Origin of the sequence: Salibacterium salarium (assembly GCF_030813635.1) — a bacterium.
Taxonomy (GTDB): Bacteria; Bacillota; Bacilli; order Bacillales; family Marinococcaceae; genus Salibacterium; species Salibacterium salarium.
The window spans coordinates 1,017,477-1,043,725 of record NZ_JAUSUM010000002.1 but is presented as its reverse complement, the minus strand read 5'-3'; the positions used below and the strand labels follow the sequence as shown (position 1 = coordinate 1,043,725).

Sequence of the window (26,249 nt, the reverse complement as noted above, 5' to 3'; positions counted from 1 at the left end):
TAGGAGGCATGATGACATATGAAAAAGAAAATCGGTCTTTTAGTTATGGCTTATGGTACACCACGAAGCTTAGATGAGGTAGAATCTTACTATACACATATTCGCAGAGGGAGAAAACCGTCTGAAGAAGCGTTGCAGGACTTAATTTCCCGGTATGAAGCAATTGGAGGAGTCTCTCCACTTGCTAAAATCACGAATGAACAGGGAGAAAACTTGCAAAACCGTCTAAACGAACGGACCGAAGACGTTGAGTTTCATTGGTATTTGGGTTTAAAACATATAGATCCATTTATTGAAGATGCCGTTGCTTCTATGAAGGAAGATGGAATAGAGGAAGCGTATAGTATTGTCCTCGCCCCGCATTTTTCAACATTTAGTATTAAGTCGTATAATGGTCGTGCGAAAGAAGAGTCTGAAAGAATCGGCGGTCCTGAAATTAACAGTGTCGAGTATTGGTACGACGAACCTAAATTTATCGATTATTGGGTAGATCAAGTTCAACAGACCCTTCAAAAAACAGAAGATGGGGATAAAACCTGTGTGATTTTTTCTGCTCACAGTTTACCTGAAAAAATTATTCAAAATGGTGATCCTTATCCAGAACAGTTGGAAGAAACAGCGAGACTTGTTGCAGAAAAAGCTAATATCAAACATTATGCCCTAGGATGGCAAAGTGAAGGGAATACTCCTGATCCGTGGCTTGGTCCAGACGTTCAAGACTTAACGAAAGATTTGAACCGTAAATATGAGTACACTGCTTTTGTTTACTGCCCTGTTGGCTTTGTTGCCGACCATTTAGAAGTTCTTTTTGATAATGATGTAGAGTGTAAACAAGCCTGTGACGAAGTAGGTGCTGCTTATTATCGCCCGGAAATGCCAAATGCAAAACCGGAATTTATTGATGCTTTAGCTGATTCGATTTTGAAAAAGATGAATGTTAGTGTAGAGCAATAAGTGGGGAGTTCGCCATGAAAGTAGCAATTATTGGAGGGGGAATAACAGGATTAACATCTGCTTATTATCTCCAAAAAGAAATGATGACAAATCAATTGGATATAGAATACGATTTGTATGAAAAAACGTCACAATTAGGCGGGAAAATTAAAACAGATCATTATAATGGGTTTGTGATTGAACAAGGTCCTGACTCTTTTTTGGCAAGAAAAGAAAGTGCTTCTAAGCTGGCAAAGGAAGTTGGTTTAGAGGAAGAATTAATCTCTAATAATAAGGGGCAGGCTTATGTCTTGAAAGATCAAACGTTGCACCCCATTCCAATGGGTGCTGTTATGGGAATTCCTACGAAATTAGGTCCTTTTTTAACAACAGGTTTGTTTTCTGTTTTAGGGAAACTAAGAGCTGGTGCTGATCTTGTTTTACCGAAATCGCCAAGCAGGGGAGATCAATCATTAGGTAAGTTTTTTCGGAGGCGTCTTGGAAACGAAGTGGTTGATCATCTCATTGAGCCTTTATTGTCTGGGATATATGCCGGGAATATGGATCGTTTAAGCTTGCAGGCAACTTTCCCTCAATTCTATGATATGGAGCAACAATATCGCAGTCTGATTCTTGGAATGAAAACAACAAGGCCAGCTGAACCTCCAGGTCAAGGCCATAAAAAGGGAGGATTTCTTACCTTAACGAAGGGGCTCCAGTCTTTTGTTGACGGCATTGAAAATCACTTAGATGAAGATTCGGTCCATAAAAATCAATCGCTGCAAAAAATAACGAAAAAAAATCATCAATATCAGCTGCATTTCGCAGAAGGTGAGTCGGAGTTGTATGACAAAGTTATTCTGGCAACTTCTCATCATGTTGCTGCTAGCCTGTTGGAACATAATCAAGTGCAGAAGCAACTGCAGTCTATTCCATCAACGTCTGTTGCTACAGTAGCAATGGCCTTTGATAAAGACCAAATTTCTGGTGATTTTGATGGAACTGGATTTGTTGTATCCAAAAAAAGTGGATATACGATAACTGCATGTACGTGGACACATCGAAAATGGGAACATTCGACGCCAGAAGGAAAGGCATTGCTTCGTTGTTTTGTCGGTAAACCCGGTGGAGAAGATATTGTGGATGAAAATGACGAGTACATTGTGGATAAGGCATTACAAGATTTAAATAATATTATGACGGTTGAAGGTTATCCAGAATATTATAAAGTTACGCGTTGGTATGATGCCATGCCTCAATATGAAGTAGATCACTACAAAAAACTAGAAGAAATAAAAGCACAGTTGGAAGTGGATTTTCCGGGTGTACACGTGGCAGGTGCTGCTTATGGCGGCGTCGGCTTACCGGATTGTATTAAACAGGGAGAAGACATTGTGGAGCAAATTGTTAAATAAGGACATAGAAAAAGGAACCGGCTCAATAGGAGAACCGGTTCCTTTTTCAATAAAATGTCTTACTGTTGACGTTGTTGTGCTTGTTGAAGGTCTTGTTGCGCCTGTTGTAACTCTTGCTGAGCTTTTTGAAATTCTTGCTGATTCTGATTATTTCCTTGCTGTTGTGCTTGCTGTAGTTGCTGTTGGGCCTGCTGTAACTGCTGCTGAGATTGTTGAAGCTGTTGTGGATCATTACCGGCTGATTGCATGCCTTGTTGCGCTTGTTGAATAGCTTGCTGTGCTTGCTGTAACTGTTGACCTTGGTTTTGTTGTGCCATGATGATACCTCCATATTATGATGGTATAGTGTAACGGTATTTATCGTTTCCACACGAAAGAGAAATATACATAATTCTAACTAAATGCCAATTCAGCTTACTTGGGTATGACCGCCTGCAAACGTTGTGATACAATATAATTTATCCTCAAACGTCTTACATGAGGGGTGTAGTGTGAATGGATGACAGAGAACTATTGGATTGTTTAAGACACTCTAGACACGACTGGATGAATACTATTCAGATCATAAAGGGAAATATAGCCCTGGGACATATTGATAGAGTCGATCAAATAATGGATGATGCAATAAGAAAATTAGAACATGAAAGTAGGCTGTCGAGCCTGAATATTCCTTCCACAGCAATGTTTTTATTAACATTCAACTGGCATTCGCATTGGTTTTATTTAGATATTGAGGTGTCTGCAAAAAATGTGGACTGTCAACCGTATGAACATTGCTGGTATGAGATATTATCGTCCTTTACACAAGAATTAGATAAAGCTGTGAAGCCAGGAATAGAAAACCAGTTACTTGTGACAATACATGCTTATGAAGAACCCTATTTAGAAATTGATTTTCAAGGGGAGCTGGAGCAAACAGAAAGGATAGAAAATTGGTTAGCGTTATTTTCTAATTCGGGCAAATGCTGCTTGGAAGATATTGTGTGGAATGAAAAAGAACTTTTATTCGTTGCGTTAAATAATAAATGAGGTGAAAATCATTGTTTGTTGATAAAGTGAAAGTGTATGTGAAAGCAGGAGACGGCGGTGACGGAATGGTGGCTTTTCGTCGTGAAAAATTTGTACCCGATGGTGGACCTGCGGGTGGAGACGGCGGCAAAGGAGGAAATGTTGTTGTTGAAGTAGATGAAGGCCTCCGAACATTAATGGATTTTCGTTATCAAAAGCATTTTAAGGCAAAGCCTGGAGAAAATGGTAGATCAAAAAATCAACACGGTAAAAGCTCAGAAGATTTAGTTGTACAAGTTCCGCCTGGCACAACGATTATCGATGATGATACTAATGAAGTTATTGCCGATCTTACCGAACATAAAGAACGAGCGATTGTTGCAAGGGGTGGGCGAGGTGGAAAAGGAAACACCCGCTTTGCAACCCCGGCAAATCCAGCACCGGAATTGAGTGAAAAAGGAGAACCTGCTCCAGAAAGATATATAAATCTCGAATTAAAAGTGTTGGCTGATGTAGGTCTTGTTGGATTTCCAAGTGTTGGAAAATCCACACTGTTATCTGTAGTATCAGCGGCGCGACCAAAAATCGGTGATTACCACTTCACGACACTCAGTCCTAATCTGGGTGTTGTCGGGATTGAAGATGGAAGAAGCTTTGTTATGGCAGACCTTCCTGGTTTAATTGAAGGAGCACACGAAGGTGTCGGACTGGGTCAGCAATTTTTACGTCACATTGAACGAACCAGGGTGATTGTTCATGTCATTGATATGTCGGGTCTTGAAGGGAGAGATCCGTATGATGACTTTGAAAAAATAAATGAGGAATTGCGACAATACAATATGAGATTACTCGAACGCCCGCAAGTGGTGATGGCGAATAAAATGGATATGCCGGGAGCCGATGAACAGTTAGAAGTATTTAAAAGTAAAATTTCTGAAGATGTAAAAGTATATCCTGTTTCCGCTTTAACAAAACAAGGATTAACTGAAATGTTACGGGAGATTGCCAATCTTGTGGATACTACTCCAGAATTCCCTCTATATGATGAAGAAGAGCAAGAGCAAAGGGTTGTATATCGCTATGAGAAGAAAGAAGATCCTTTTACTATTTCAAGAGATGATGACGGAGTTTTTGTTATTGAAGGTGACGAAATAGAAAAAATGTTTAAGATGACCGATTTTTCACGTGACGAATCTGTTAATCGATTTTCTAGAAAAATGCGCCATATGGGAATAGACGATGCTCTGCGGCAAAAAGGAGCAAATGATGGAGATATTGTTCGACTGCTTGATTTTGAATTTGAATTTATTGAGTAGAAGAACAAGCGTTGTAAAAACACATTCAGCAAATTATAATGTATAATAGTGTGACAATGATGCCATGATTATGGTGGTGTATAAATGACAGAGAAAATTGATAATTTTTATCTTGTCAGGCAAGATATGTTAACAGAAGCAATGCAAAAAACGCTGGAAGCAAAAGCTTTACTTGAAAGCGGCAAGACGCAAAAAGTAGCTGAAGCCGTACAGGCAGTTAATTTAAGCAGAAGTGCTTTTTATAAATACAAAGATGCGATTTTCCCTTTTCATACGGTGATTAAGGAGAAAATAATAACGTTATCTATTCAACTAACTGATAAATCCGGTTCTTTATCCGACCTTCTAAAAGAAGTAGCGAGAGCTGATTCGAATGTCTTAACGATTAATCAAACGATTCCGTTAGAAGGTCGTGCTAATGTTACATTAACTATTGACACTTCTGCATTAAAAATGGAAATTCGAACCTTTGTTCAGAGAATGGAAGCTATGGATGCGGTAGAACATGTAGAAATAGTTGGCTCAGGTTCACTGTGAGCCATTATTTTGTAGAAGGAGTGGAGACAAGAATGACGAAAAAAATCGGCTATCTCGGTCCTATGGGGTCATTTACAGAAATTGCGGCACAATCAATTTTTCCAAGTGATGAACGACACTCCTTTTCAACGATACCCGCTTGTATGTCAGCTGCAGCAGAAGGAGAAATTGATGTCGCGGTAGTTCCTATGGAAAATGCGATTGAAGGATCAGTGAATATGACGCTTGATTATTTAATCCACAAGCATGAACTCCCTATTATTGGGGAAGTCACTGTACCTATTGAACAACATTTACTTGTTCATCCGGAGAGAGCCGATGCATGGAATGAAATAACTGACATTTATTCGCACCCTCAAGCGATTGCCCAGTGCCATGAATTTATTCAAACGAATTTTTCTGAAGCAGTAATACATTATACAAATTCAACCAGTTCGGCTGCCAAAGAGATTGCTGATAATATTGATTATAATGGTGCAGCAATTGCCAATTCCTTAGCAGCTGACGCTTACAAGCTGACCACAGTTAAAGAAAATATTCATGATTATGATAATAATCATACACGATTTGCCCTTTTATCCAACACGGAGAAATCGCTTGTAGTTGAGGAGAATGAGAAAAGTAAAACGACGATGGTTATTACACTGCCTTCGGACTTTTCTGGGGCATTACATCAAGTATTATCAGCTTTTGCCTGGAGAAAATTGAACTTAACCAAAATAGAGTCAAGGCCGATGAAAACAGGTATTGGTAATTATTTTTTCGTTATTGATGTGGAAAAGGAAATGGATGATGTTTTACTGCCTGGAGTTATTGCTGAAGTAGAGGCGCTCGGGTGTGGAGTGCGAATTCTCGGGAGTTATCCCTGTTTACTCTCCACTGAAATGGAAGAAATGAAAAAGAAGCCTGTCCCAAAATAGGGATGAGCTTCTTTTTTATGTTAAAAGGAATTCTTTTTGATTTAAAGCCGATTCAACTTCCTCTATTACGTGGTAGGATGATGCTTCTATTGTATGTAGGTGAGTTCCGTCTGTTAGTTCTGATAACAATGGTGCACTAGTTTGTTGTAACTTTTTAATAAAGTTTTGAATATCACTTCGGCTAGAAAGCATTAATGACGCGGTGATATCACCATATAAAGGATGTTCAATAGAAACGTCAATAACTTGCGCTCCGTGATCGACGATAATATTTAATTCTTCTTCTGTTACGGATAAGTCCGAAGAGTGAAAGCATGCTATTTGTTTTTGGACGGTCTGAGATTTTTGTTCAGGAATCACAATATATCCTTGAGATGTTGCAAGGATGGGGTGATTTTTTGCCTTTAATAGTGAAATATCTTGAACAATAACTTGTCTGCTGACATTTGTTTTAGCAGCAAGATCCTTACCAGTTATAGGTTTATTAGAATGTACCAGCCACTCCAATATCAGCTCTCTTCTTTTTTCACCGGATAATTTATCTGATTTATTTGTCACGATATGCTCCTCCATTAAGAAGTTGTTTATTTTCATTTTACATGAACCATTTCGTTGTGAACAGTTAGAAAGACTATAACTCGTATTATTCTCCAATATGCATATATGTATGTTGGAGCGCATATGCTTGCCATAGACGGTGGGAACGGTGAAAAGAGAAGGAAAGGGATATCATATTCCTCTTCTTTATCCCGGCTTCAAACATCTAGTTGAGGGAGGAAATATTATGAATATTCATATTGTACAAAAAGGGGATACATTGTGGAAATTAGCTCAGCAGTACAATGTTTCCTTTGAAGAAGTGAAGAAAGCGAATGGACACTTGGCAGATCCGGATAAAATAATGCCAGGGATGAAAATAAAAATACCGGCCAAAAGTGTACAAGTGAAAAAAGAACAGCCTAAATCAAACATGCAGCCAGAAAATAGTAATATAAATCAACCACAGATGAAGCCAGAAGCGAAAGAACAGCCCAAAGAACAATCGAAAGCTCAGCAACCAATGGAAAATAAACCAAAACAGCCTAACGTTCCACCGATGTATCAACCGTCGCCAATGCCTCCTAAGCCACCAATGCCAAGTCACTCGGAAGAAAATCATTATAATATGAACGTAAACTTTTATAAACCAACAGCACCAAAAGCTCCGCAAACAGCACCAAAAAAAGAAGAAAAGAAAAAAGAAGAAAAGGCAAAAATGCCGCAACAGAAACCAAAGCCTCAGCCAAAGGAGCAGCCTAAGTCCCCAAAACAGCAAAAGCCACAACAAATGCCAGAACCACCTAAAAAGGCAGAAGTAAAGGGGAAAAATGTTAATGAAATGGTTTCACCGGAAAGTATGAATCAGAATGATTATCCATCTATGCCTTATATGATGCCAGGCCCTTGCCAATGTGTACCAGTTGTTCCTATGATGCCTCCTTGTCCCCCGATGAGTCCATACATGCATCAACCATCACCGCCTCAAATGATGCCTATGCCAAATATGCATCAAGGAGGGCCAATGATGCCGGAAATGAATGGAGCACCGTCTATGCCAATGCAGCAGCAAATGCCAATGCAACAAATGCCAATGCAACAACAAATGTTCCCACCTGGTAAGTTGCATTCAAATCAGATGCCATCCAGTGGTCCATATGCCTCCAATAACTATAATATGGATAACAATAATAATGACAATAACACTAATAATAATAATGATAACCATTTCAATAACAATAATGGGGGTCCTTATTCGCCATGGATGAATAATTTCAATCGTGAGTAACGGCATAGCAATTGCCTTTTTTACCTCTAAATAACAGCTTAAAAAAAGCCTCCTTGAATCAAACTAACGATGAAAGGAGGTTTTTTAATGAAAAAAGCTGCAATGACATTAACAGCTTGCGCAATCATTGCCGGTGGATTAACTGGCTGCGGAGAAGCAAATGACAATAATGAAATGGGTGCTCCTACCCGGACCAATTATAATGATTATGACCAAAATGAGGGACGTTATAACAATGTCCGGGACAATGGGAGAATGAATCAACGTGGTGAAGGTCCTATGACAGACATGATGACCGAAGATGATCGTTCGCAAGGCGGAGGTAATATAACAGGTCGACGTCCTGCTAATGACAATCGAGGTCAAATCGGGGACAGACCAGGTATGGTTGGAGACCGTGGTGGATTAAACGCTGAAAACGTAGATGATGGAACTGGAAATGCAGGCAATGCAGGAAATAATAACGGAAATAACAATGATAACGGGAATGGCAGTGGAACCGCGGGAAATGTCGAAGAAATCGAAAATGAAGTAGAAGGCATGGAGGGCGTTGATGACGCTCGTGCCATTGTTAAAGGAAACGATATTCTAGTTGGAATTGATACGCCAGAAGAAGATGAACAAGCTGAAGAGCTCACATCTAAAATTAAAGAAAAAGTGCAAGAGACTGTGGATAATGATCGACAAGTGTATGTAACTTTCGATGAAGAACAATTTGGAAATATTCAAGAAATTGGCGATAATATTCAAAACGGTGAAGGCTTGGACGAGGCTGGCGACACAATCAACAGCATGATTGAGGATTTAAGTAACGCAGCACAACGACCATTTGAAGACAGTTAACAGAAAAAAGCGTTCCACAAGTGAAAACTTGTTGGAACGCTTTTCAATAGTGCTCTTTCCTTCAATGTTACTTATATATATGCTATATTTAGTAATTGGAAAAGAAAGAGGAGGAATGAACAATGGCAGGACATTCCAAATGGCATAATATAAAACGTAGAAAAGAAAGTCAGGATGCCAAGCGAGCAAAGATTTTCACGAAATTGTCAAAAGAAATCTTCGCCGCAGTGCGGGAAGGTGGAGACGATCCGAACACAAATCTTCGCCTGCGGATGGCTCTAACTAAAGCAAGAGCTGAGAATATTCCGAGTGACAATATCGAAAGAACAGTTAAAAAAGCTTCTGGTGAAGCGGGAGCTGTAAATTATGATGAAATAACATATGAAGGTTATGGGCCTGGCGGTGCAGCTGTTATGGTGAAAGCCTTAACCGAAAATAAAAATCGAACAGCAGCAGATGTACGTCACGCGTTTTCTAAAAATGGAGGAAATCTTGGGGAAAATGGCTGCGTTTCGTTTATGTTTAACCGAAAAGGTCAGCTCATTGCCGATCGGACAGATGAAATCGATGAAGAAGAATTTATGCTTGAGGCGATAGAGGCTGGAGCCGAAGATTTTGAGTCGGACGATCAAAGTTTCTATATTCAAACAGATCCCGACAATTTTGAACAAGTAAAAAAAGATCTTGAAAGCAACAACTATGAATTTTTAAAAGCCGAGATTATTCTGTTTCCGGATACTAATACAACGTTAAAAGATGAGCATGCGGAAAAAATGATAAAAATGATTGACGCATTAGAAGATAATGATGATGTGCAAAGTGTTTATCATAATTTTGAAGCTGATGAAGAACAACTGTCCCGAATTTCATACTAATAAGAATAAATGCCTTTTTTTATGGGGATAATACCGTAAAAAAAGGTCTTTCTTTATTCGCATAACAACCTCGAAAGGCTTTGAAAGGAAGTACAATTATGATATGTGCAACGTTTCGTTACGTATTGTTTCTTTTAACAGCCTTAGTTTTTTTGACAGCTTCATCAAACCAACTGGATTCTCCTTTATTAGATGCGGGAAAACAAGAACAACCAGCCACATATGAATTAATTTTAGAAAAAGAAACTTCAAACGGAGTTGTTGTTACGAAGAAAAAAACAGAAACGGTTTGGGCCGTGGAAGATTTTTGGGCAAAGTATAGAAATTGGGAAGTAATTGATCAAAATCAAGGTCAAATTATTTTAAGAAAACCATATGAAAACCATTAATATGTTTCTATTATGCTTGAATTTTGCTATGATAATAAAAGAAAGCATGTTCGTGTTTGATTGGGGAAAGGAAGAAAGTTGTTTTGATTGAATTTTTAAGAGGAACGATAGTCCATACAGAACGAGAAACTCTCACCCTTGAAGTTGGTAATATAGGATATTTAATATATTGTGCGAATCCGTTTGTTTTCGAAAAAAACGAAAATGACGTTGTTATCTATACGTATCAATACGTAAAAGAAGACGTACTTCGCCTTTATGGCTTTGCTTCAAGAAAAGAAAGAGGTCTGTTTGAACAGCTTCTCCAAGTGTCGGGTATCGGCCCTAAAGGAGCTCTAGCCATCCTAGCTGCAGGCGCGCCCCTTCAAGTAGTTAGTGCGATTGAAGAAGAGAACGAAAACTTTCTCGTCAAGTTTCCAGGTGTAGGGAAAAAAACTGCGAGACAAATCATTCTTGATCTTAAAGGTAAACTAAATGACATAACGAGTGATTCGGTTTCAACCGGCTCTTTATTGCAAGACGAAATAGATAATACAGAAGAAAGCGCACTAGAAGAAGCGTTGGAAGCTTTAAGGGCATTAGGATATGGAGAAAAAGAAATTTCTAAAGTAAAACCTGAATTACAAAAGGAAGAACAAAGTGCTGACGAATATGTAAGAAAAGCATTACAATGGATGCTTTCTTCATAATTTAGCAAAATGGCAGGTGGTACTTAAAATGGAAGAACGTGTGGTTTCACAAGTTGCCTATGGAACCGATGACCAGTTAGAAAGCAGCATTAGACCGGTTGACTTTTCTCAATATATAGGTCAAGGGAAAGTGAAGAAAAACCTTGAAGTGTTTATTGAAGCAGCCAAAATGAGAGAAGAGAGTCTGGACCATGTTCTGTTATATGGTCCACCTGGTCTTGGAAAAACAACTCTTGCAATGATTATAGCTACAGAAATGGGTGTAAATATTCGAACAACGTCGGGACCTGCCATCGAACGCCCTGGTGATTTAGCAGCTGTTTTAACAGCTCTTGAACCGGGAGACGTATTGTTTATTGATGAAATTCATCGTTTACCAAGGTCCGTTGAAGAAGTTCTTTACCCAGCAATGGAAGACTTTTGTATTGATATCATCATTGGCAAAGAGTCGACAGCAAGATCTGTTCAACTAGATCTTCCCCCTTTTACGTTAATAGGCGCAACAACAAGAGCAGGAATGCTGTCAGCTCCACTTAGAGATAGGTTTGGTGTTCATTCGCGACTTGAATATTATAATAAAGAGGAACTTTCCCAAATTGTAACTCGAAGCGGTGATTTATTAGAAGTACCGATAGATGAAGAAGCCTCGGTTGAAATGGCGCGTCGCTCTAGAGGGACCCCAAGAGTCGCCAATCGCTTACTGCGAAGAGTGCGTGATTTTGCGCAAGTACAGGGAAGTGGTGTTATTTCATTAGAAATGGCAGATTCTGCTCTTGAAAAGCTGCAGGTTGACCGACTTGGACTAGATGAAATAGATCATAAATTACTGGCAAGTATTATAGAAAAATTTCGAGGAGGTCCCGTCGGCGTAGAGGCAATTGCTGCCACAATCGGTGAAGAGGCGAATACACTTGAAGATGTATACGAACCTTATTTAATGCAAATCGGCTTTTTAGTTCGTACACCGCGCGGGCGAATGGTTACATCACAGGCTTATGAGCATCTAGGTGTGGAGGTGCCTGATAGTGAGTGATATTCCTAAGCTTCTTATTGGGCTGGGCATTGCACTTGTGTTATTTGGATTGATTTGGCAAGTGGGCGGTAAATTTATATCGCTCGGAAAATTGCCAGGAGATATTGTAATAAAAAAAGAAAATACTACATTTTATTTTCCAATTGTAACGTCTATTGTGATTAGTGTTGTATTGTCTTTGTTGTTTTATATTTTTGGACGTTTTCGTTAAAAAAGTTACATACGTAACGGAGGAAATGGGAGAAACGAGGTTGAACGACTATGAATGTCAATGATTTTGACTTTACACTACCGGAAGAACTTATTGCACAAACCCCATTAAAAGAGCGGGACGCTTCTCGTCTCATGGTGCTCGATCCAGAGGAAGATAACATTCGCCATGATTCTTTCCAATCTATTCTTGATTATTTGGATGAGGGGGACTGTCTTGTTTTAAATGATACGAGGGTGCTCCCGGCCCGTTTATTTGGTGAAAAAGAGACGGGAGGTCAAATAGAAGTACTACTTTTAAAGCAAGAAGATACAGATGAATGGGAAACGTTAATAAAGCCGGCTAAACGTGTCAAACCAGGTACAATATTATCCTTTGGTGAAGGAAAACTCAAAGCCGAATGTACGGACATTTTAGAACACGGCGGACGGATGCTTCGTTTTTCTTATGACGGTGTATTTTTAGAAATACTGGAAGAACTAGGAGAAATGCCGCTACCTCCGTATATAAAAGAAAAGCTTTCGGATCAGGAACGTTACCAGACGGTTTATGCGAAGCAGGACGGTTCTGCTGCTGCTCCAACCGCAGGCCTTCATTTCACAGAATCTCTTCTTCAACAGGCGAAGGAAAAAGGAATCCAAGTGACAACAATAACATTACATGTAGGACTTGGCACATTCCGTCCGGTTTCTGCTGATAACGTTGAAGATCACCATATGCATGAAGAGTTTTATCAAATAAGTGAAGGAACAGCTATGCTGTTGAATGAGACCAAGGCTAAAGGAAATAAGATTGTTGCAGTTGGAACAACGTCAGCAAGAACGCTTGAAACCGCTGCTCAAAATAAAGAGGGTTTCTATAAAGAGTCAGGCTGGACGGATATTTTTATTTATCCGGGCTATCGTTTTCAAGGTATTGACGCAATGCTTACCAATTTCCACCTGCCGAAATCGACCCTTGTCATGCTCGTAAGTGCAATGGCCGGCAGACAGTTTTTACTATCGGCGTACGAGGAAGCAATTCGTGAAAAATATCGATTCTTTAGTTTTGGAGACGCAATGCTCATTATGAAGGGAAGTCGCCACAAATGGCAGCAATAACATATGAATTAATTAAAACATGTAAACAAAGCGGTGCAAGACTTGGTAAAATACATACGCCGCATGGGTCCATTGATACTCCCATCTTTATGCCGGTGGGAACCCTTGCGACAGTGAAGACTTTAAGTCCTGATGAATTAGATGAAATGGCAGCTCAAGTTATCTTGAGTAATACGTACCATTTATGGTTGCGCCCAGGGGAAGATATTGTTCAGGAAGCTGGCGGGCTTCATTCTTTTATGAACTGGGATAAACCAATTTTGACGGATTCCGGTGGTTATCAAGTATTTAGTTTAAGTGACCTTAGAAATATTAAAGAAGAAGGCGTCCACTTCAGAAATCATATTAGTGGGGAAAAGCTTTTCCTATCACCAGAAAAAGCAATGACAATTCAGAATGCGCTGGGGCCTGATATGATGATGGCTTTTGATGAATGCCCTCCATATCCGGCAGAGGAAGAGTATATGAAAGCCTCGGTAGAAAGGACATCAAGGTGGGCCGAAAGGTGTCTTGAAGCCCATCAGAGGCCATCAGATCAAGCATTATTTGGCATAGTGCAAGGTGGAGAATATGAACATTTGCGTAAACAATCTGCACATGATTTGATTTCTTTAGATTTTCCGGGTTATGCTATAGGCGGACTGTCTGTAGGAGAACCAAAGGACGTTATGAATCACGTCTTGGATTTTACTACTCCTCTTTTACCGAAAGATAAACCAAGGTATTTGATGGGAGTTGGATCTGCTGATTCTCTCATTGATGGTGCAATAAGAGGAGTCGACATGTTTGATTGTGTACTACCAACCAGAATTGCTAGAAATGGCGCGTGTATGACTAGTAATGGCCGGTTAGTTGTCCGGAATGCAGCATATGCTCGTGATTTTAAACCGATTGATGAAAACTGTAACTGCTATACGTGTCGAAACTATTCTCGTGCTTACATTAGACATTTAGTGAAATCGAATGAAACATTTGGTTTTCGTCTTACTTCTTACCATAACCTTTATTTCCTGTTAAACTTAATGAAACAGGTTAGAGAGGCCATACTTGAAGATAGACTCCTTGATTTCAGGGAGGCATTTTTTGAACAGTATGGCTTTAACAGTCCAAACGCTAAAAACTTTTAGTTTTTTCGACAAGACAAAAGGACTTGTTTGTAAGTCTAGGATACAGAAAGGAGGGACTTTCATGGGGATTGAACCAATTATTATGCTGGTACTAATGTTCGCGATTTTCTACTTTTTGTTAATTCGTCCACAGCAAAAGCGTCAAAAGCAAGTTAAAGAAATGCATGCTAATTTGCAAAAAGGGGACCGCATCATAACAATTGGCGGATTGCATGGAACAATTGATGCTTTGGATGAAGGAAAAATTGTTCTTGCTGTAGAGAATGATCACAAATTAACATTTGATCGAAATTCTGTTCGCGAAATAGTAAATGAAGACTAATTATGTCTTCTTACATAAGAGTTTTTTTCACCCTGTTTGAAAAAAGAAAAAGCTTCTTATGAATGTGAAAAAGCTGTTCTGGTCTAATGCTGGAACAGCTTTTGTTATTCTTCAACGTTTTTTGGTGGTATTTTATGATGATGTGTTTACCCCAATGGCTCCTCCAATCGCTGACGACGCCACAAAACCAGAGAAATATAATGCTTGTATTCCACTAATGGCGCTGTCATAGCCTAGATACTCTAACAAAACAAAAACCAATAGAACCCCGGCAGCCGTAAACAGCCCCGTCAAAATGCCTTTCTCTTTAGCACGTACGCCGGCTATAATACCGCCGATTCCAAAACTAATGATAGTTACAAGTAAAAGCAACCATTGAATAGAGCCCTCTGAAATAGTAGTGAATCTTAATAACGTAGAAAAAATAATACTACATCCAAGCAAAATACTTATAATGACAACGATTCCCATCCCAACACCATAAAGTTGTCCTGTTCGCTGCATGGTCTTCTGCCCCTCTCTCGTTTGTTTATAGAAAATATATGGACAACAATTAAAAAATAGAAGAAGTTTTTGTTCAAAACTTTGCGTCTGTTACATAAAATTGTACAAACCGTTGTAAAAGGTGGGCGCTTGCGTGGAGGATGTTATACTCGCACTTATCGTTTTTTTTATTAGTTATGGTTTTTTGATTGCAGAAAAAGGAGACAGGGCTTTAGTCGCTTGTTCAGGCGGTCTTATTATGATTGTTCTTGGAATCATGGATCTTAGCCTCGTATTCTTTCGTTATATTGATTGGCATACCATTATATTGCTTTTATCTATGATGATTATCGTATCGATTTGCAATCAAAGTGGAATGTTTGAATTTGCCGCTATTAAAACGGCTCAATTCGTACGTGGCAAGCCGATGCCGCTGTTGTTACTGCTTTCTCTTTTGACAGCCTTTGGTTCCGCATTTCTAAACAATGTAACGACAGTTTTGTTAATCACCCCAATCGTGTTTACATTGACTAATATGCTCAAATTACGACCTATGCCATATTTAATGGCTATTATTGTTTCGTCAAATATAGGTGGAACAGCAACCTTAATTGGAGATCCTCCTAATTTAATGATTGGACAGGCGGCGCCGGATTTAACTTTTAATGACTTTTTAATTCATCTTGGACCGCCTGCCCTTGTTATTTTTTTAATAGTAGTGATAAGTGTTGCGTTTTATTATCGTAAAGAGTGGAAAGATACAGATAGAAAAGAATTAAATAAGGAATTAATGGAGTTCCAAGCACTTGATTATATTAAGAGTAGGTCTTTATTAATGAAGTCCGTTATTGTTCTGGCATTGACTATTTTTGCTTTTTTACTGCAGCCCTATTTAAAGATTGAATTAACAGCAGTAGCTATGGCCGGTGCTCTGCTCTTAATGTTTTTGACACAATCACAAGCTGATCCGGAAAAAGTATTTAAACGTATGGAATGGACAACGATTTTCTTTTTTGCCGGTTTGTTTATGTTAGTAGGTGGGCTTGAAGAAACCGGTTTGTTGGAAGAATTGGCGAAAGGCTTAATGTTTTTTACGGAAGGTCATATGACCCAAACATCTTTATCTATGTTGTGGATATCTGGGTTAGTGTCTGGTTTTGTAGATAATATCCCATTTGTTGCAGCGATGATTCCCGTTATTTTAGAGCTTGAAGGATATGGTATGGGAGACTTGAGTCCTATTTGGTGGTCGTTAGCTTTAGGAGCCTGTCTTGGAGGGAATGCGACGTTAATTGGAGCGACAGCCAATGTTATTGTCGCTGGTATGGCTGCAAAAGAAGGTCATGGCTTCAGTTATATAGATTTTTTCAAAATTGGGTTTCCCGTTGCTTTTCTATCTCTTTTTATTTCTACCATATATATATATTTCCGATATCTGATGTTCTATTAACATACATGAAAGCAAGAAGAGAGGAAACACTATATAGAAAGGTGTGCTGATAAGAAGGTGTAAAATGTGGAGTTATGGACAATTGCTTTTCGTACAGTAATAGTGTACTTTTTTTTGCTTGTAATATTTAGGGTCATGGGAAAAAGGGAAATCGGAGAGTTGTCTGTGCTTGATTTTGTGATATCAATCATGATTGCAGAGATGGCGGTTACTTCGATTGAAGACATTCAAATAACATACAGAGAAGCATTCTTACCAATTATTATATTGTGTGTCCTTCAAATCTTTTTGGCTTACTGGTCTTTAAAAAGTCGAAACATGCGTTATTTATTAGACGGTAAACCAACATACTTAATTAATAATGGGAAAATTGATGAGAAAGCTATGAAAGAACAGCGTTACAATTTTGATGATTTGTTAGTGCAAATCCGTCAAAAGGACGTAAAAGATGTGTCTGATGTGGAGTTTGCGATACTAGAACCATCCGGGGAGTTGTCGGTATTTGAAAAAGAACAGGAGGGAGAAGAAACAGAAGATAAACCGTCATCTCCTGTTCCTTTTATTATTGATGGACACATACAATGGGATAATTTACAGAAATCAGAAAGAGATGAGCTTTGGTTAAGAAGAGAAATACACAAAGCAGGGATTGAGAACGTAAAACAAGTGTCTTATTGTGCTCTTCAGCAGGATGGGGTGTTATTTATTGATGAAAAAGATGATTAATACCGAGCCATAATTTTTTTCCATTGGTCCCATTTTATAATACCTAAAAAAGTTAATAGGCTTGCATATAATGCTGTTGATAAAAGCCCGGCAAACCCTATTTGCAGGAGTATAGGTTGTGTTGATAAAACGTTTTGGATGAAAAGATCTGTGACACAAACAGAAAGAACAGCCGTTACTATAATGAGAATAATTGCCCCGCCTTCCAAAACAAAACCAGTTGCCTTGGCTACAACATGTAAGTGCAGCAATGTTACAAGTACCATATTAATAGCAATTGCTAGTGCTGCTCCTTTAATACCAAGATCAGGTGAAGAAGCGAGTATAAATAGCGCAGAGACTTTAATAACAGCTCCTATAAGTGTGTTAATCATAGCAGACCTGGCGAGATTCAACCCCTGTAAGACTGCTTGTAAAGGTCCTTGTAAATAAAGAAATAGACTAAAGGGAGCCAGTATTTTTAATAAATAAGCCGTTTTGGGAGCATCATACACAACGGTCATTACCGATTCGGCAAAAATATATAAAAATACGGCAGAAAATCCACCAGCAAGAATAGCAGTACGTAACGTTTGACGGAGTCGTTTTTGAACAAGGTCATACCTTTTCTCTGCTGCAGCTTCACTAACCGCAGGAACCAGAGTGACAGAAAAGGAATATGTAATGAATGTAGGTAAAAATAATAAAGGAATAACAAAACCACTTAACTCCCCGTACTGTGCTGTAGCTGCTACTGTGGTTACTCCAGCAAGAGCTAAGCTTTGTGTAATTACAATCGGTTCTAAAAATAAAGAAATTGAACCAATCATACGGCTTCCTGTCGCAGGTAGAGCAATGTCCATCAATTCCTTAAATGTTGTTCTGCCTCCGTGTAAAGCTGCAAAAAATTGTTTTCGTAATCTGAGAGATTTTTTTCTTTGGAAACTCCAGATCATAAACAATAGAGAAGCCAACTCTCCCGCTACAACGGAAAGCATCGCCCCTGCTGCTGCAAATTCCAGTCCAAAAGGTAACAAGGCATTTGTACAAATGGCGACAAGAGAGATACGAACAATTTGTTCAATCACTTGAGAGATAGCGGTAGGTTTCATATTTTGACGACCTTGAAAATAACCCCTTAATACGGCTGACATTGCTACAATAGGGATAACAGGTGTAATCGCAAGCAGTGAAAACAGTGCACGCTCATCAGTCAGTAAATAATTGGTTAAAAACGGAGCTGTAGTAAGCAGAAGGATTGTGAAAAATAAACTTAACAATCCTGTGACAGTCATTGAGACTGTAAGTATTCGCTTCATTTTATACATATCATTTTTCATTTGGGCTTCTGCAATCAATTTTGAAATGGCTACAGGAAGTCCTAATTGTGTTAAGGTAATAAGTAGAAGAAGAGTTGGAAAAGCCATATTATACAGGCCTACTCCTTCAGCTCCAAGGATTTTTGCAGTAATAATTCTATTAACAAATCCTAGAACGCGCGTTATGAGACCTGCAACGATTAGTATTATTGTTCCTTGAATAAAAGATTGTTTACTCATATGCTGCTCCCGCCTTTAGAGACATTTCACCTAGAATGTTTTAAACTATGGAATTGTAAGTGAACGCGCTTTTTTTATATGTATGCAACATAACAGGACGAGCATGACAATTTTTAGAAAGGAAGATAAAGATAATGAATAAACAACAATTTGAAGTGTGGAAATCAGATGTGAAACCAGCCCTGCAAAGTAAGGTGGATGAATTTCATTTACTTGGCTACAAAAGTGCTGACGAAGAAGAAGTGTGGAATTGTGTGATGGAAAAATTAGAGAACAGAGAAGAAGCGGTACGTCTGCATGTGTTGGTACATTATGTTTTGACGTTGAAGCTAAGTGAATATATGAACCGTCTCACAGTTTCCTCCTATAAGGAGAGTGCGAAGCATTATTCCACGAAGGCGAGTCTCGATGATTTACTAGGGGATATAGAAACACATGCTTCAACAAACCGTCATTTGACATGAATTTGAAAGCATCAGTATAATTAACATGTTGCTAAGCCGTACATATTGCGTATATAATGAGAGTCCATTTTTATAGAAAACGACGAACACGTCTGTTTTTAGGGGCATATATCTGCCTTCTTTTTGTTTTATAGAATAACTCCCTTTTTGTGTATGAAAGAGTTACGGCCGGCTGAAGGAGGATGGAAGGTCAATGGTAAAGAAATGGAGAATAGTAACTTTTTTTGTGGTAGTACTCTTGTTGGGTGGCCTTATCTCTCAAACAGTGATGAACACCGCAAAAGGAATTAATCTAGGCTTGGATCTGCAAGGTGGTTTTGAGGTTCTGTATGAAGTTTCTCCAACTGAAGAGGATGAAGAACTAACAGATGAAACGATGCAGGCGACAGTAAGTGCGTTGAATGAAAGAGTGAACGTGCTCGGTGTGTCACAGCCGAATATTACGATTGAAGGAGAAAATCGTATTCGTGTGCAACTTGCGGGCGTAGAAGATCAACAGTCCGCTCGAGAGCTTTTGTCAACGGAAGCAGACTTGAGTTTCCGGGACATAGATGATAATGAAAGAATGTCAGGAGAAGCCCTCGAAGAAAATGGGGCAAGTGTTGGGTTTAATCAGGCAAATGAACCAGTTGTAATGGTAACACTAAAAGATGCCGATCGATTTGGAGAAGTGACAGGGAATATTATCAACGAATATGAACGTGGAAATGATCGACTTGTCATCTGGCTTGATTATGAAGAAGGGGACTCATTTGCTGAAGAGATCGGTAAAGAAGACCCGAAATACTTATCTGCTCCAACGATGCCGCAAAGTGGTGAACCGATTTACAGCAAAGATGTTCAAATTGAAGGCGATTTTGAACTACAAGAAGCAGAATATATAGCAGAAGTCCTTAATGCTGGCTCCCTACCAGTGGAAATGGAGGAAATTTACTCTAATGCTGTTGGAGCTTCCTTGGGTGAAAAAGCAATGGATAATACGATATTTGCCGGACTCATAGGTGTTGCTCTTATTCTAGCTTATATGCTTGTTTATTACCGCTTTATGGGTGTTGTAGCAGCGATTACGTTAAGTGCTTACATTTATATTGTTCTTCTCATCTTTAACTGGATGCAAGGAGTCCTTACTTTGCCTGGTATTGCCGCTTTAATATTAGGTGTAGGTATGGCAGTTGACGCTAATATTATTACCTATGAACGAGTGAAAGAGGAAATACGGTCTGGAAAAACGATTATGTCAGCCTTTAAATCCGGAACAAGGCGTTCTCTTTCTACTATCATGGATGCAAACATAACGACAATTCTTGCGGCCGGTGTTCTATTTTATTATGGTACGAGCTCCGTTCAAGGTTTTGCCGTCATGTTGATTGTAAGTATATTAACCAGTTTTCTAACCGCGGTATACGGATCACGTCTGTTGCTTGGTCTATGGGTTAACAGCAGGATATTCAACAAAAAACCGCGGGTGTTTGGAGTAAAGGAGAATGAAATCAATGAACTTTAATACTGACAAACGTTTCATTCCATTCGTAAAACACCGGAAAAAATTCTTTTCATTCTCCATCATCTTTGCTTTGGTGGGAATTATTCTACTATTTACTGCCGGCTTAAATCTTGGCATAGATTTTCAGAGTGGATCAAAGGTTGAAGTGATGTCCGATGACTCATTCACCGCTGAGCAAGTGAAGGACGATTTTGCAGAGGCAGGAAGTGGATATGAACCAGATGAAATAACCCTTGCCGGCGATTCGAATGAAATGGCGCACGCCAGTTTTGTAGGGATGTTGGGACAAGATGAAATTGCAGAAATACAAACGTATTTTATAGATAAATATGGAGAAGAACCGAGCGTAAATACAGTATCCTCTCTAGTTGGGAAAGAGTTAGCTCAAAATGCGCTGATTTCGGTTTTAATTGCTTCGGTCGGTATTATTCTCTATGTAACGATTCGATTTGAATTTTGGTATGGAGTGGCTTCGATTGCAGCTCTGATGCATGATGCCTTTTTCATTATCGTTGTATTTTCTATTGTTCAATTTGAAGTGAATGTCCCTTTTATAGCTGCTGTATTAACCATAGTTGGGTATTCTATTAATGATACAATTGTGACGTTTGATAGGATACGGGAAAATATGAGAGAACAAGAGGAAATTGAAACGTTTGATGACCTTGCTCATGTGGTCGATGTCAGCTTGAATCAAACGTTAGCGCGTTCTATTAATACGGTGTTAACGGTAGTATTTGCTGCGGGAGCGATATTCTTTCTCGGCGGAGAAGCGATTCGATCCTTTTCCTTTGCGCTCCTAGTTGGTTTAATTGCTGGAACCTATTCTTCCTTGTTCTTAGCATCCCAATTATGGCTTTCGTGGAAGTGGAAGAGTTTACAGCGTGAAAAAAATAAGCCAAAAGAAAAAGATCCAGAAGACCTTGAACCGGAAATTTAAGATTATCTAAGTCAGGCGCGCAAGATACTCAACCGTGAGTGTCTTGCAATATTCTTCAAGCCATGGTACATACCATGGCCTTTTTGTTGGTATAATGAATTTGAGAAAAAGTTTAAAAGTGTTTAACTGGTGGTGGGACCGTGAAACATGAGGAAGAACAGAGATATAAAATGGTGAGAATAGGTGCTTTTGTCGGCATTTTTGGTAATATTCTTCTTGCTATTTTAAAAGGTGTTGTAGGCTGGATGGCTAACAGTCGTGCTCTTATTGCTGACGCAGTCCATTCTGCATCTGATGTTGTTGGGTCTGTCGCTGTTCTTATAGGTGTTCGGGCTGCTAATTTACCGCCGGATAACGATCATCCATATGGACACGGGAAGGCAGAAACAGTTACGGCAATTATTGTAGCCGTATTATTATTTATTGTTGGTTTTGAAATTGGCCTTAATGCAGTGCAGGATATAGGAGAAACGGTCACTGTACCGAAAATAATTGCGCTGTATGCCGTGTTCTTTTCTATTTTAGTGAAAGAAGTGATGTTTCGTTATAAACATCATTTGGGAAAAAAATATAGAAGTGATGCACTTATTACCGATGCCTGGCATCATCGCTCTGATGTGTTTTCATCGGCAGCAGCACTCCTTGGTATTGGTGCGTCGGTTGCAGGAAACTATTGGGGGATATCATGGCTGTTGTATGGAGACTTGGCAGCTGGTTTATTCGTTTCATTACTTATCATGAAGATGGCGTGGAGTTTAGGAAAGTCTTCCATTCATAACGCTCTTGATCATGTTCTACATGCCGAGGACACGGCGAAGATGAGAGATGAAGTGGAAAAAATTGATGGTGTTCTTCATATCGATGAATTTTTGGCAAGAGAACATGGGCATTATGTTATTATTGATATAAAGATTGCTGTTGACCCATTTATTACAGTTATTGAAGGACATAGAATTGGAAAAAACGTGAAAGACTTATTGTTAGAAGAAGAAAGGGTTAAGGACGTATTTGTCCATATTAATCCGCATGATCAAAGTTATTAGTTAGGAGGTCACGTATGAAGGGGCAGTCCGGATTAATATTTGGTTTCATAGCAGCTCTTATCATTGCTGTATTTGCTGTCATGAACGTGGAGAGTGTAGAAGTAAATTACATATTTGGTACGGCAGAATGGCCCTTGATTTTAGTTATCCTTGGCTCTGTTTTAATGGGAGCTGTCGTCGTCGGTTCGTTTGGTATGATAAAAGTATATCGATTACAACAGCAAATCAAGCAGTCAAAAAAATCAACGGTTAAAAAAACAAATACCGAGGCAAACAAAGAATCATCGAATCAACGTACTCAAACAAAAAATAATGAGACGAATAGTCGAAATAAGGACTCAAAATAAGGATTCAAACGTAACATAAAAATTATCATTGTTTTGAATAAAGCAACAACAATTGTATCCCCTGATTCCCTTTAGTATAATAAGTGGGTCAGGGGTGTTATTGTATGTTGAAACCAAAAACACGGTGGGAAATCGAAATAGATGAGTCAAATGAGTATGAACAATTACAAAAGGATTTAAACATATCATCGATAACAGCAAAGTTGTTATGGATGCGTGGGTATAAAGAGGCAGAAGAAGCAAATAAATTTTTGCACGTAGAAGAAGGCCCCGTTCACGATCCATTTCTAATGGATGGCATGCAAACGGCGGTGACTAGAATAAGAGAAGCTATCGAGAATAAAGAAAAGATACTTATTTTTGGGGATTATGATGCGGATGGAGTATCAAGTACGACAATCATGATTACACTTTTAAAAGAATTGCAAGCTGATTTTGGGTGGTACATACCAAATCGTTTCACGGAAGGGTACGGTCCAAACATTCCGGCATTCGAACGTGCTCGAGAAGAAGGGGCTTCATTGGTCATTACAGTTGATACTGGAATTGCTGCCGTGCCGGAAGTGAAAGCTGCTAATGACATGGGATTAGATGTTATAATAACGGATCACCATGAACCGCCACCTGAACTTCCAGATGCGCATTGTATTTTAAATCCGAAAAAACCGGGATGTAGCTATCCATTTAAAGAATTAGCAGGAGCTGGTGTCGCCTTGAAAGTCGCTCATGCGCTTCTTGGCTATTTTCCAAAGCACATGCTTGATATATACACGATCGGCACTGTCAGCGATTTAGTGCCATTGCTTGATGAAAACAGAACAATGGTTGCATATGGTCTTACATCTCTTTCTGTGTCCAAAAAACCTGGAATACAAGCTTTGAAAAATATTTGTGGGATAGAAGGAAATGAAGTAGAAGAGGACCATGTTGGGTTTGCGATGGGACCGCGTATTAATGCGGCCGGGCGTATGGAAGCAGCTGATCCAGCCGTTCATCTGCTCATTTCTAACGACTCTGTTGAAGCCGAAGAATGGGCTGAAATTATTGATGGGCTGAATAAAGAGAGACAAAAAGTTGTAAACGAAATGACAAAAGAAGCGGTAGAGCAAGTAGAAAATGAATTTCCACCTGAGGAAAACAGTGTTCTTATTGTCGGGAAATCCGGGTGGAGCCCAGGAGTTATCGGGATTGTGGCCTCTAGATTAATGGACCGATTTTATCGCCCTGTCATCGTACTTGGAATAGATGAAGCGACTGGGAAAGCAAAAGGATCAGCTAGAAGTATTAAAGGGTTTGATATTTACAAAGAATTATCAAAGAGTAGAGATTTGCTTCCGCACTTTGGCGGTCATCCTATGGCAGCTGGACTTACGATGGCGGCGGACGATATACCAGAATTAAGAAACCGCCTTTTAAAACAAGCGAGCGAAACATTGACAGAAAATGATTTCACACCATCTTTGAAAGTAGACATGAATGTTTCCTTACATCAACTAACTGTTTCCTCACTAGAAGAAGTAAGAAAACTAGCTCCGTTTGGTGTTAGCAATCCTAAGCCTTTGTTTAAGGTAAGTGATGTAAGTATTGCCTCGAAACGAAAAATAGGAAGTGAAAAAAATCATATCAAATTAGAATTTGCTTCCCAAGATAATCGTTTAGATTGCGTTGGTTTTCACCTTGGCGAACTTGCTGACGGAGTAACGGAATACGCTAATGCTTCTGCCGTTGGTGAGTTATCGATTAACGAATGGAACGGTTTCAGGAAACCGCAATTGTTCTTAAAAGATTTAGCAGTGCAAGAATGGCAGCTGTTTGACAAGAGACATGATAAAAATATAGAAGAAACGCTAAATTATTTGTCTAATCATGATACAATAGTGATTACATTTCAAGAACAGACGTACACAAAGCTCCAGTCTTCATTTAATAATACGTCTATTTTCTTTCATAACGATGTAACAGAACAAAGCCTGCAAGCAACAAATGTTGTACTAGCCGATTTGCCTGGTTCCATTCAACAATTAACGGACATTCTATCCAAAGTGGAAAACATAGAGAGAATTTACGCATTCTTTGAGGAAAAAGAGCAGGTTTATTTTCAAACAACGCCTTCTAGAGAAGATTTTAAATGGTATTACAGTTTTCTTAAAAAAAGAGAGACATTTAACTTCACCAAACACGGGGAAGAATTAGCGCGGCGAAAAGGGCAGGCATTTTTTGCTATATCTTTTATGACTGATGTGTTTTTTGAGCTTGGTTTTGTTAAACTGGAAAATGGTATTATTACTGTGAATAAATCTCCGGAAAAAAAAGATTTAACAAATTCTTTAACCTATCAAAGACACCTAAACAAAAAACAAACGGAACAAGAGTTATTGTATTCAACATACAACGAACTGAAAGAAAAAATAGATTCGTTTGTGACAGCAAATAATAAAAATGATGCGAAGGAGAAAGTCGTCAATGGATTTTAAAGAACATATTACAATTATCGAAGATTACCCAAAGGAAGGCGTTCGATTCAAAGATATAACTACATTGATGCAAAATGGTCCGGTTTACAAAAAAGCAATAGATGATATGACCGCTTTTGCAGCAAATCAAGAAATCGATGTTGTCGTTGGACCGGAAGCACGAGGTTTTGTCGTAGGCTGTCCGATTGCTTATTCCCTTGAAAAAGCATTTGTCCCCGTTCGAAAAAAAGGAAAACTCCCGAGAGAAACAGTTGATGCCGATTACGGCTTGGAGTATGGAGAATCAAGTCTGTCTATCCATAAAGACGCTATTCTACCAGGTCAGAATGTACTAATTACCGATGACTTATTAGCTACGGGAGGAACAGTGGAAGCAACCGTGAAGCTAGTAGAAGAACTTGGGGGACATGTTGCTGGTATGGCTTTTATGATTGAACTATTATATTTAGATGGAAGAAAAAATCTGAGTCAATATGACATTTTCTCACTTGTGAATTTTGAATAAGATTATAAAGAGAGCTGTTCCACAAGTCGGGATAGCTCTATTTTATTAAGGACTTCGGTTGAAATGGACATAGGGACTTTTATTTCTGACGGGGAAACTGCAGGACCCTTTTGGGGGAAGAAATACTGGGAATAATGAGGTGAATATCAAACATTAATTGAACAAATATTACGAAAAAACTCGATTTTAATTTGACATATCCCTTTAGACTTTACAGAACCGATAAATTTAA

29 protein-coding genes are annotated in these 26,249 nt (G+C 39.0%); 25 read left to right on the top strand and 4 right to left on the bottom strand.

Annotated features, from left to right (window positions below; translation table 11 throughout):
• Positions 1-18 precede the first annotated feature (18 nt).
• Both hemH and hemY read left to right on the top strand, forming a co-directional pair.
• Positions 19-954 (top strand): ferrochelatase, encoded by a 936-nt coding sequence (hemH, locus tag J2S78_RS11280; protein WP_306898628.1) that lies wholly within the window; start codon positions 19-21, stop codon positions 952-954.
• A gap of 14 nt (positions 955-968) precedes the next feature.
• The gene (gene hemY / locus J2S78_RS11275; protein WP_306898627.1) at positions 969-2,348 is read left to right on the top strand and encodes a protoporphyrinogen oxidase; all 1,380 of its coding nucleotides are present in this window, start codon (positions 969-971) and stop codon (positions 2,346-2,348) included.
• Positions 2,349-2,407: 59 nt separating this feature from the next.
• Here hemY and J2S78_RS11270 read toward each other — a convergent pair whose 3' ends face one another.
• On the bottom strand, positions 2,408-2,665 hold the full coding sequence (locus tag J2S78_RS11270; protein ID WP_306898626.1) for a hypothetical protein: 258 nt from the start codon (positions 2,663-2,665) through the stop codon (positions 2,408-2,410).
• A gap of 178 nt (positions 2,666-2,843) precedes the next feature.
• On the opposite strand from J2S78_RS11270, the gene J2S78_RS11265 reads away from it, so the two are divergent.
• The 4 genes from J2S78_RS11265 (at position 2,844) to pheA (ending at position 6,129) form a co-directional block, all read left to right on the top strand.
• Entirely contained in the window at positions 2,844-3,377 is a 534-nt protein-coding gene (locus J2S78_RS11265; protein WP_306898624.1) for a Spo0B C-terminal domain-containing protein, read from the top strand.
• 11 nt (positions 3,378-3,388) lie between these two features.
• Entirely contained in the window at positions 3,389-4,672 is a 1,284-nt protein-coding gene (gene obgE, locus J2S78_RS11260) for a GTPase ObgE (protein ID WP_306898622.1), read from the top strand.
• 84 nt (positions 4,673-4,756) lie between these two features.
• Positions 4,757-5,209, top strand: coding sequence for a transcriptional regulator ThrR (gene thrR / locus J2S78_RS11255; RefSeq protein WP_306898619.1), 453 nt, complete (start codon positions 4,757-4,759; stop codon positions 5,207-5,209).
• A 32-nt stretch (positions 5,210-5,241) separates the two neighbouring features.
• Entirely contained in the window at positions 5,242-6,129 is an 888-nt protein-coding gene (pheA, locus tag J2S78_RS11250) for a prephenate dehydratase (RefSeq protein WP_306898617.1), read from the top strand.
• 15 nt (positions 6,130-6,144) lie between these two features.
• On the opposite strand, the gene J2S78_RS11245 is transcribed toward pheA, so the two are convergent.
• Entirely contained in the window at positions 6,145-6,702 is a 558-nt protein-coding gene (locus J2S78_RS11245) for a transcription repressor NadR (protein ID WP_306898779.1), read from the bottom strand.
• 211 nt (positions 6,703-6,913) lie between these two features.
• Between J2S78_RS11245 and J2S78_RS11240 the strand changes: the two genes are divergently transcribed.
• The 10 genes from J2S78_RS11240 (at position 6,914) to yajC (ending at position 14,543) form a co-directional block, all read left to right on the top strand.
• The gene (locus J2S78_RS11240) at positions 6,914-7,954 is read left to right on the top strand and encodes a LysM peptidoglycan-binding domain-containing protein (protein WP_306898614.1); all 1,041 of its coding nucleotides are present in this window, start codon (positions 6,914-6,916) and stop codon (positions 7,952-7,954) included.
• Between the two features lie 87 nt (positions 7,955-8,041).
• Positions 8,042-8,797: a YhcN/YlaJ family sporulation lipoprotein gene (locus J2S78_RS11235; protein ID WP_306898613.1), complete on the top strand. Its 756-nt coding sequence runs from the start codon at positions 8,042-8,044 to the stop codon at positions 8,795-8,797.
• Positions 8,798-8,919: 122 nt separating this feature from the next.
• On the top strand, positions 8,920-9,672 hold the full coding sequence (locus J2S78_RS11230; RefSeq protein WP_306898611.1) for a YebC/PmpR family DNA-binding transcriptional regulator: 753 nt from the start codon (positions 8,920-8,922) through the stop codon (positions 9,670-9,672).
• A 98-nt stretch (positions 9,673-9,770) separates the two neighbouring features.
• Positions 9,771-10,061 (top strand): BofC N-terminal domain-containing protein, encoded by a 291-nt coding sequence (locus J2S78_RS11225; RefSeq protein WP_306898610.1) that lies wholly within the window; start codon positions 9,771-9,773, stop codon positions 10,059-10,061.
• Positions 10,062-10,144: 83 nt separating this feature from the next.
• Positions 10,145-10,750, top strand: coding sequence for a Holliday junction branch migration protein RuvA (gene ruvA / locus J2S78_RS11220; RefSeq protein ID WP_306898608.1), 606 nt, complete (start codon positions 10,145-10,147; stop codon positions 10,748-10,750).
• Positions 10,751-10,778: 28 nt separating this feature from the next.
• Positions 10,779-11,783, top strand: a complete 1,005-nt coding sequence (ruvB, locus tag J2S78_RS11215; RefSeq protein ID WP_306898607.1) for a Holliday junction branch migration DNA helicase RuvB — start codon at positions 10,779-10,781, stop codon at positions 11,781-11,783.
• Entirely contained in the window at positions 11,776-11,994 is a 219-nt protein-coding gene (locus J2S78_RS11210; RefSeq protein WP_125554631.1) for a DUF2905 domain-containing protein, read from the top strand. Before ruvB ends, J2S78_RS11210 begins: the two co-directional genes overlap by 8 nt.
• 50 nt (positions 11,995-12,044) lie before the next feature.
• Positions 12,045-13,094, top strand: coding sequence for a tRNA preQ1(34) S-adenosylmethionine ribosyltransferase-isomerase QueA (gene queA / locus J2S78_RS11205; RefSeq protein WP_306898605.1), 1,050 nt, complete (start codon positions 12,045-12,047; stop codon positions 13,092-13,094).
• The gene (gene tgt, locus J2S78_RS11200) at positions 13,082-14,221 is read left to right on the top strand and encodes a tRNA guanosine(34) transglycosylase Tgt (protein WP_306898602.1); all 1,140 of its coding nucleotides are present in this window, start codon (positions 13,082-13,084) and stop codon (positions 14,219-14,221) included. The genes queA and tgt overlap by 13 nt, the downstream gene beginning before the upstream one ends.
• 61 nt (positions 14,222-14,282) lie before the next feature.
• Positions 14,283-14,543: a preprotein translocase subunit YajC gene (gene yajC / locus J2S78_RS11195; protein ID WP_306898600.1), complete on the top strand. Its 261-nt coding sequence runs from the start codon at positions 14,283-14,285 to the stop codon at positions 14,541-14,543.
• Between the two features lie 132 nt (positions 14,544-14,675).
• Here the strand turns inward: yajC and J2S78_RS11190 are convergent, their stop codons facing one another.
• The gene (locus tag J2S78_RS11190) at positions 14,676-15,047 is read right to left on the bottom strand and encodes a TIGR04086 family membrane protein (RefSeq protein ID WP_306898598.1); all 372 of its coding nucleotides are present in this window, start codon (positions 15,045-15,047) and stop codon (positions 14,676-14,678) included.
• Positions 15,048-15,180: 133 nt separating this feature from the next.
• Between J2S78_RS11190 and J2S78_RS11185 the strand changes: the two genes are divergently transcribed.
• Together J2S78_RS11185 and J2S78_RS11180 are read left to right on the top strand one after the other, a co-directional pair.
• Complete coding sequence (locus J2S78_RS11185) at positions 15,181-16,476, top strand: ArsB/NhaD family transporter (protein WP_306898597.1); 1,296 nt, start codon at positions 15,181-15,183, stop codon at positions 16,474-16,476.
• A gap of 66 nt (positions 16,477-16,542) precedes the next feature.
• Entirely contained in the window at positions 16,543-17,202 is a 660-nt protein-coding gene (locus J2S78_RS11180) for a DUF421 domain-containing protein (RefSeq protein WP_306898595.1), read from the top strand.
• On the opposite strand, the gene spoVB is transcribed toward J2S78_RS11180, so the two are convergent.
• The gene (gene spoVB, locus J2S78_RS11175) at positions 17,199-18,740 is read right to left on the bottom strand and encodes a stage V sporulation protein B (RefSeq protein WP_306898592.1); all 1,542 of its coding nucleotides are present in this window, start codon (positions 18,738-18,740) and stop codon (positions 17,199-17,201) included. The genes J2S78_RS11180 and spoVB overlap by 4 nt on opposite strands.
• Before the next feature lie 134 nt (positions 18,741-18,874).
• On the opposite strand from spoVB, the gene J2S78_RS11170 reads away from it, so the two are divergent.
• The 7 genes from J2S78_RS11170 to J2S78_RS11140 all read left to right on the top strand — a co-directional run bounded on the left by J2S78_RS11170 (position 18,875) and on the right by J2S78_RS11140 (position 26,017).
• The gene (locus J2S78_RS11170) at positions 18,875-19,204 is read left to right on the top strand and encodes a post-transcriptional regulator (RefSeq protein WP_306898591.1); all 330 of its coding nucleotides are present in this window, start codon (positions 18,875-18,877) and stop codon (positions 19,202-19,204) included.
• A gap of 193 nt (positions 19,205-19,397) precedes the next feature.
• Positions 19,398-20,708: a protein translocase subunit SecD gene (gene secD, locus J2S78_RS11165; protein ID WP_306898589.1), complete on the top strand. Its 1,311-nt coding sequence runs from the start codon at positions 19,398-19,400 to the stop codon at positions 20,706-20,708.
• Positions 20,698-21,648: a protein translocase subunit SecF gene (secF, locus tag J2S78_RS11160; RefSeq protein ID WP_306898587.1), complete on the top strand. Its 951-nt coding sequence runs from the start codon at positions 20,698-20,700 to the stop codon at positions 21,646-21,648. The genes secD and secF overlap by 11 nt, the downstream gene beginning before the upstream one ends.
• A gap of 170 nt (positions 21,649-21,818) precedes the next feature.
• Positions 21,819-22,691 carry a cation diffusion facilitator family transporter gene (locus J2S78_RS11155; RefSeq protein WP_306898778.1) on the top strand — a complete coding sequence of 291 codons (873 nt, stop codon included), beginning with the start codon at positions 21,819-21,821 and terminating at the stop codon, positions 22,689-22,691.
• Positions 22,692-22,705: 14 nt separating this feature from the next.
• Positions 22,706-23,038: a LapA family protein gene (locus J2S78_RS11150; protein ID WP_306898585.1), complete on the top strand. Its 333-nt coding sequence runs from the start codon at positions 22,706-22,708 to the stop codon at positions 23,036-23,038.
• Positions 23,039-23,142: 104 nt separating this feature from the next.
• Positions 23,143-25,512, top strand: a complete 2,370-nt coding sequence (gene recJ, locus J2S78_RS11145; RefSeq protein ID WP_306898583.1) for a single-stranded-DNA-specific exonuclease RecJ — start codon at positions 23,143-23,145, stop codon at positions 25,510-25,512.
• On the top strand, positions 25,502-26,017 hold the full coding sequence (locus J2S78_RS11140) for an adenine phosphoribosyltransferase (protein ID WP_306898581.1): 516 nt from the start codon (positions 25,502-25,504) through the stop codon (positions 26,015-26,017). Before recJ ends, J2S78_RS11140 begins: the two co-directional genes overlap by 11 nt.
• Positions 26,018-26,249: the final 232 nt, after the last annotated feature.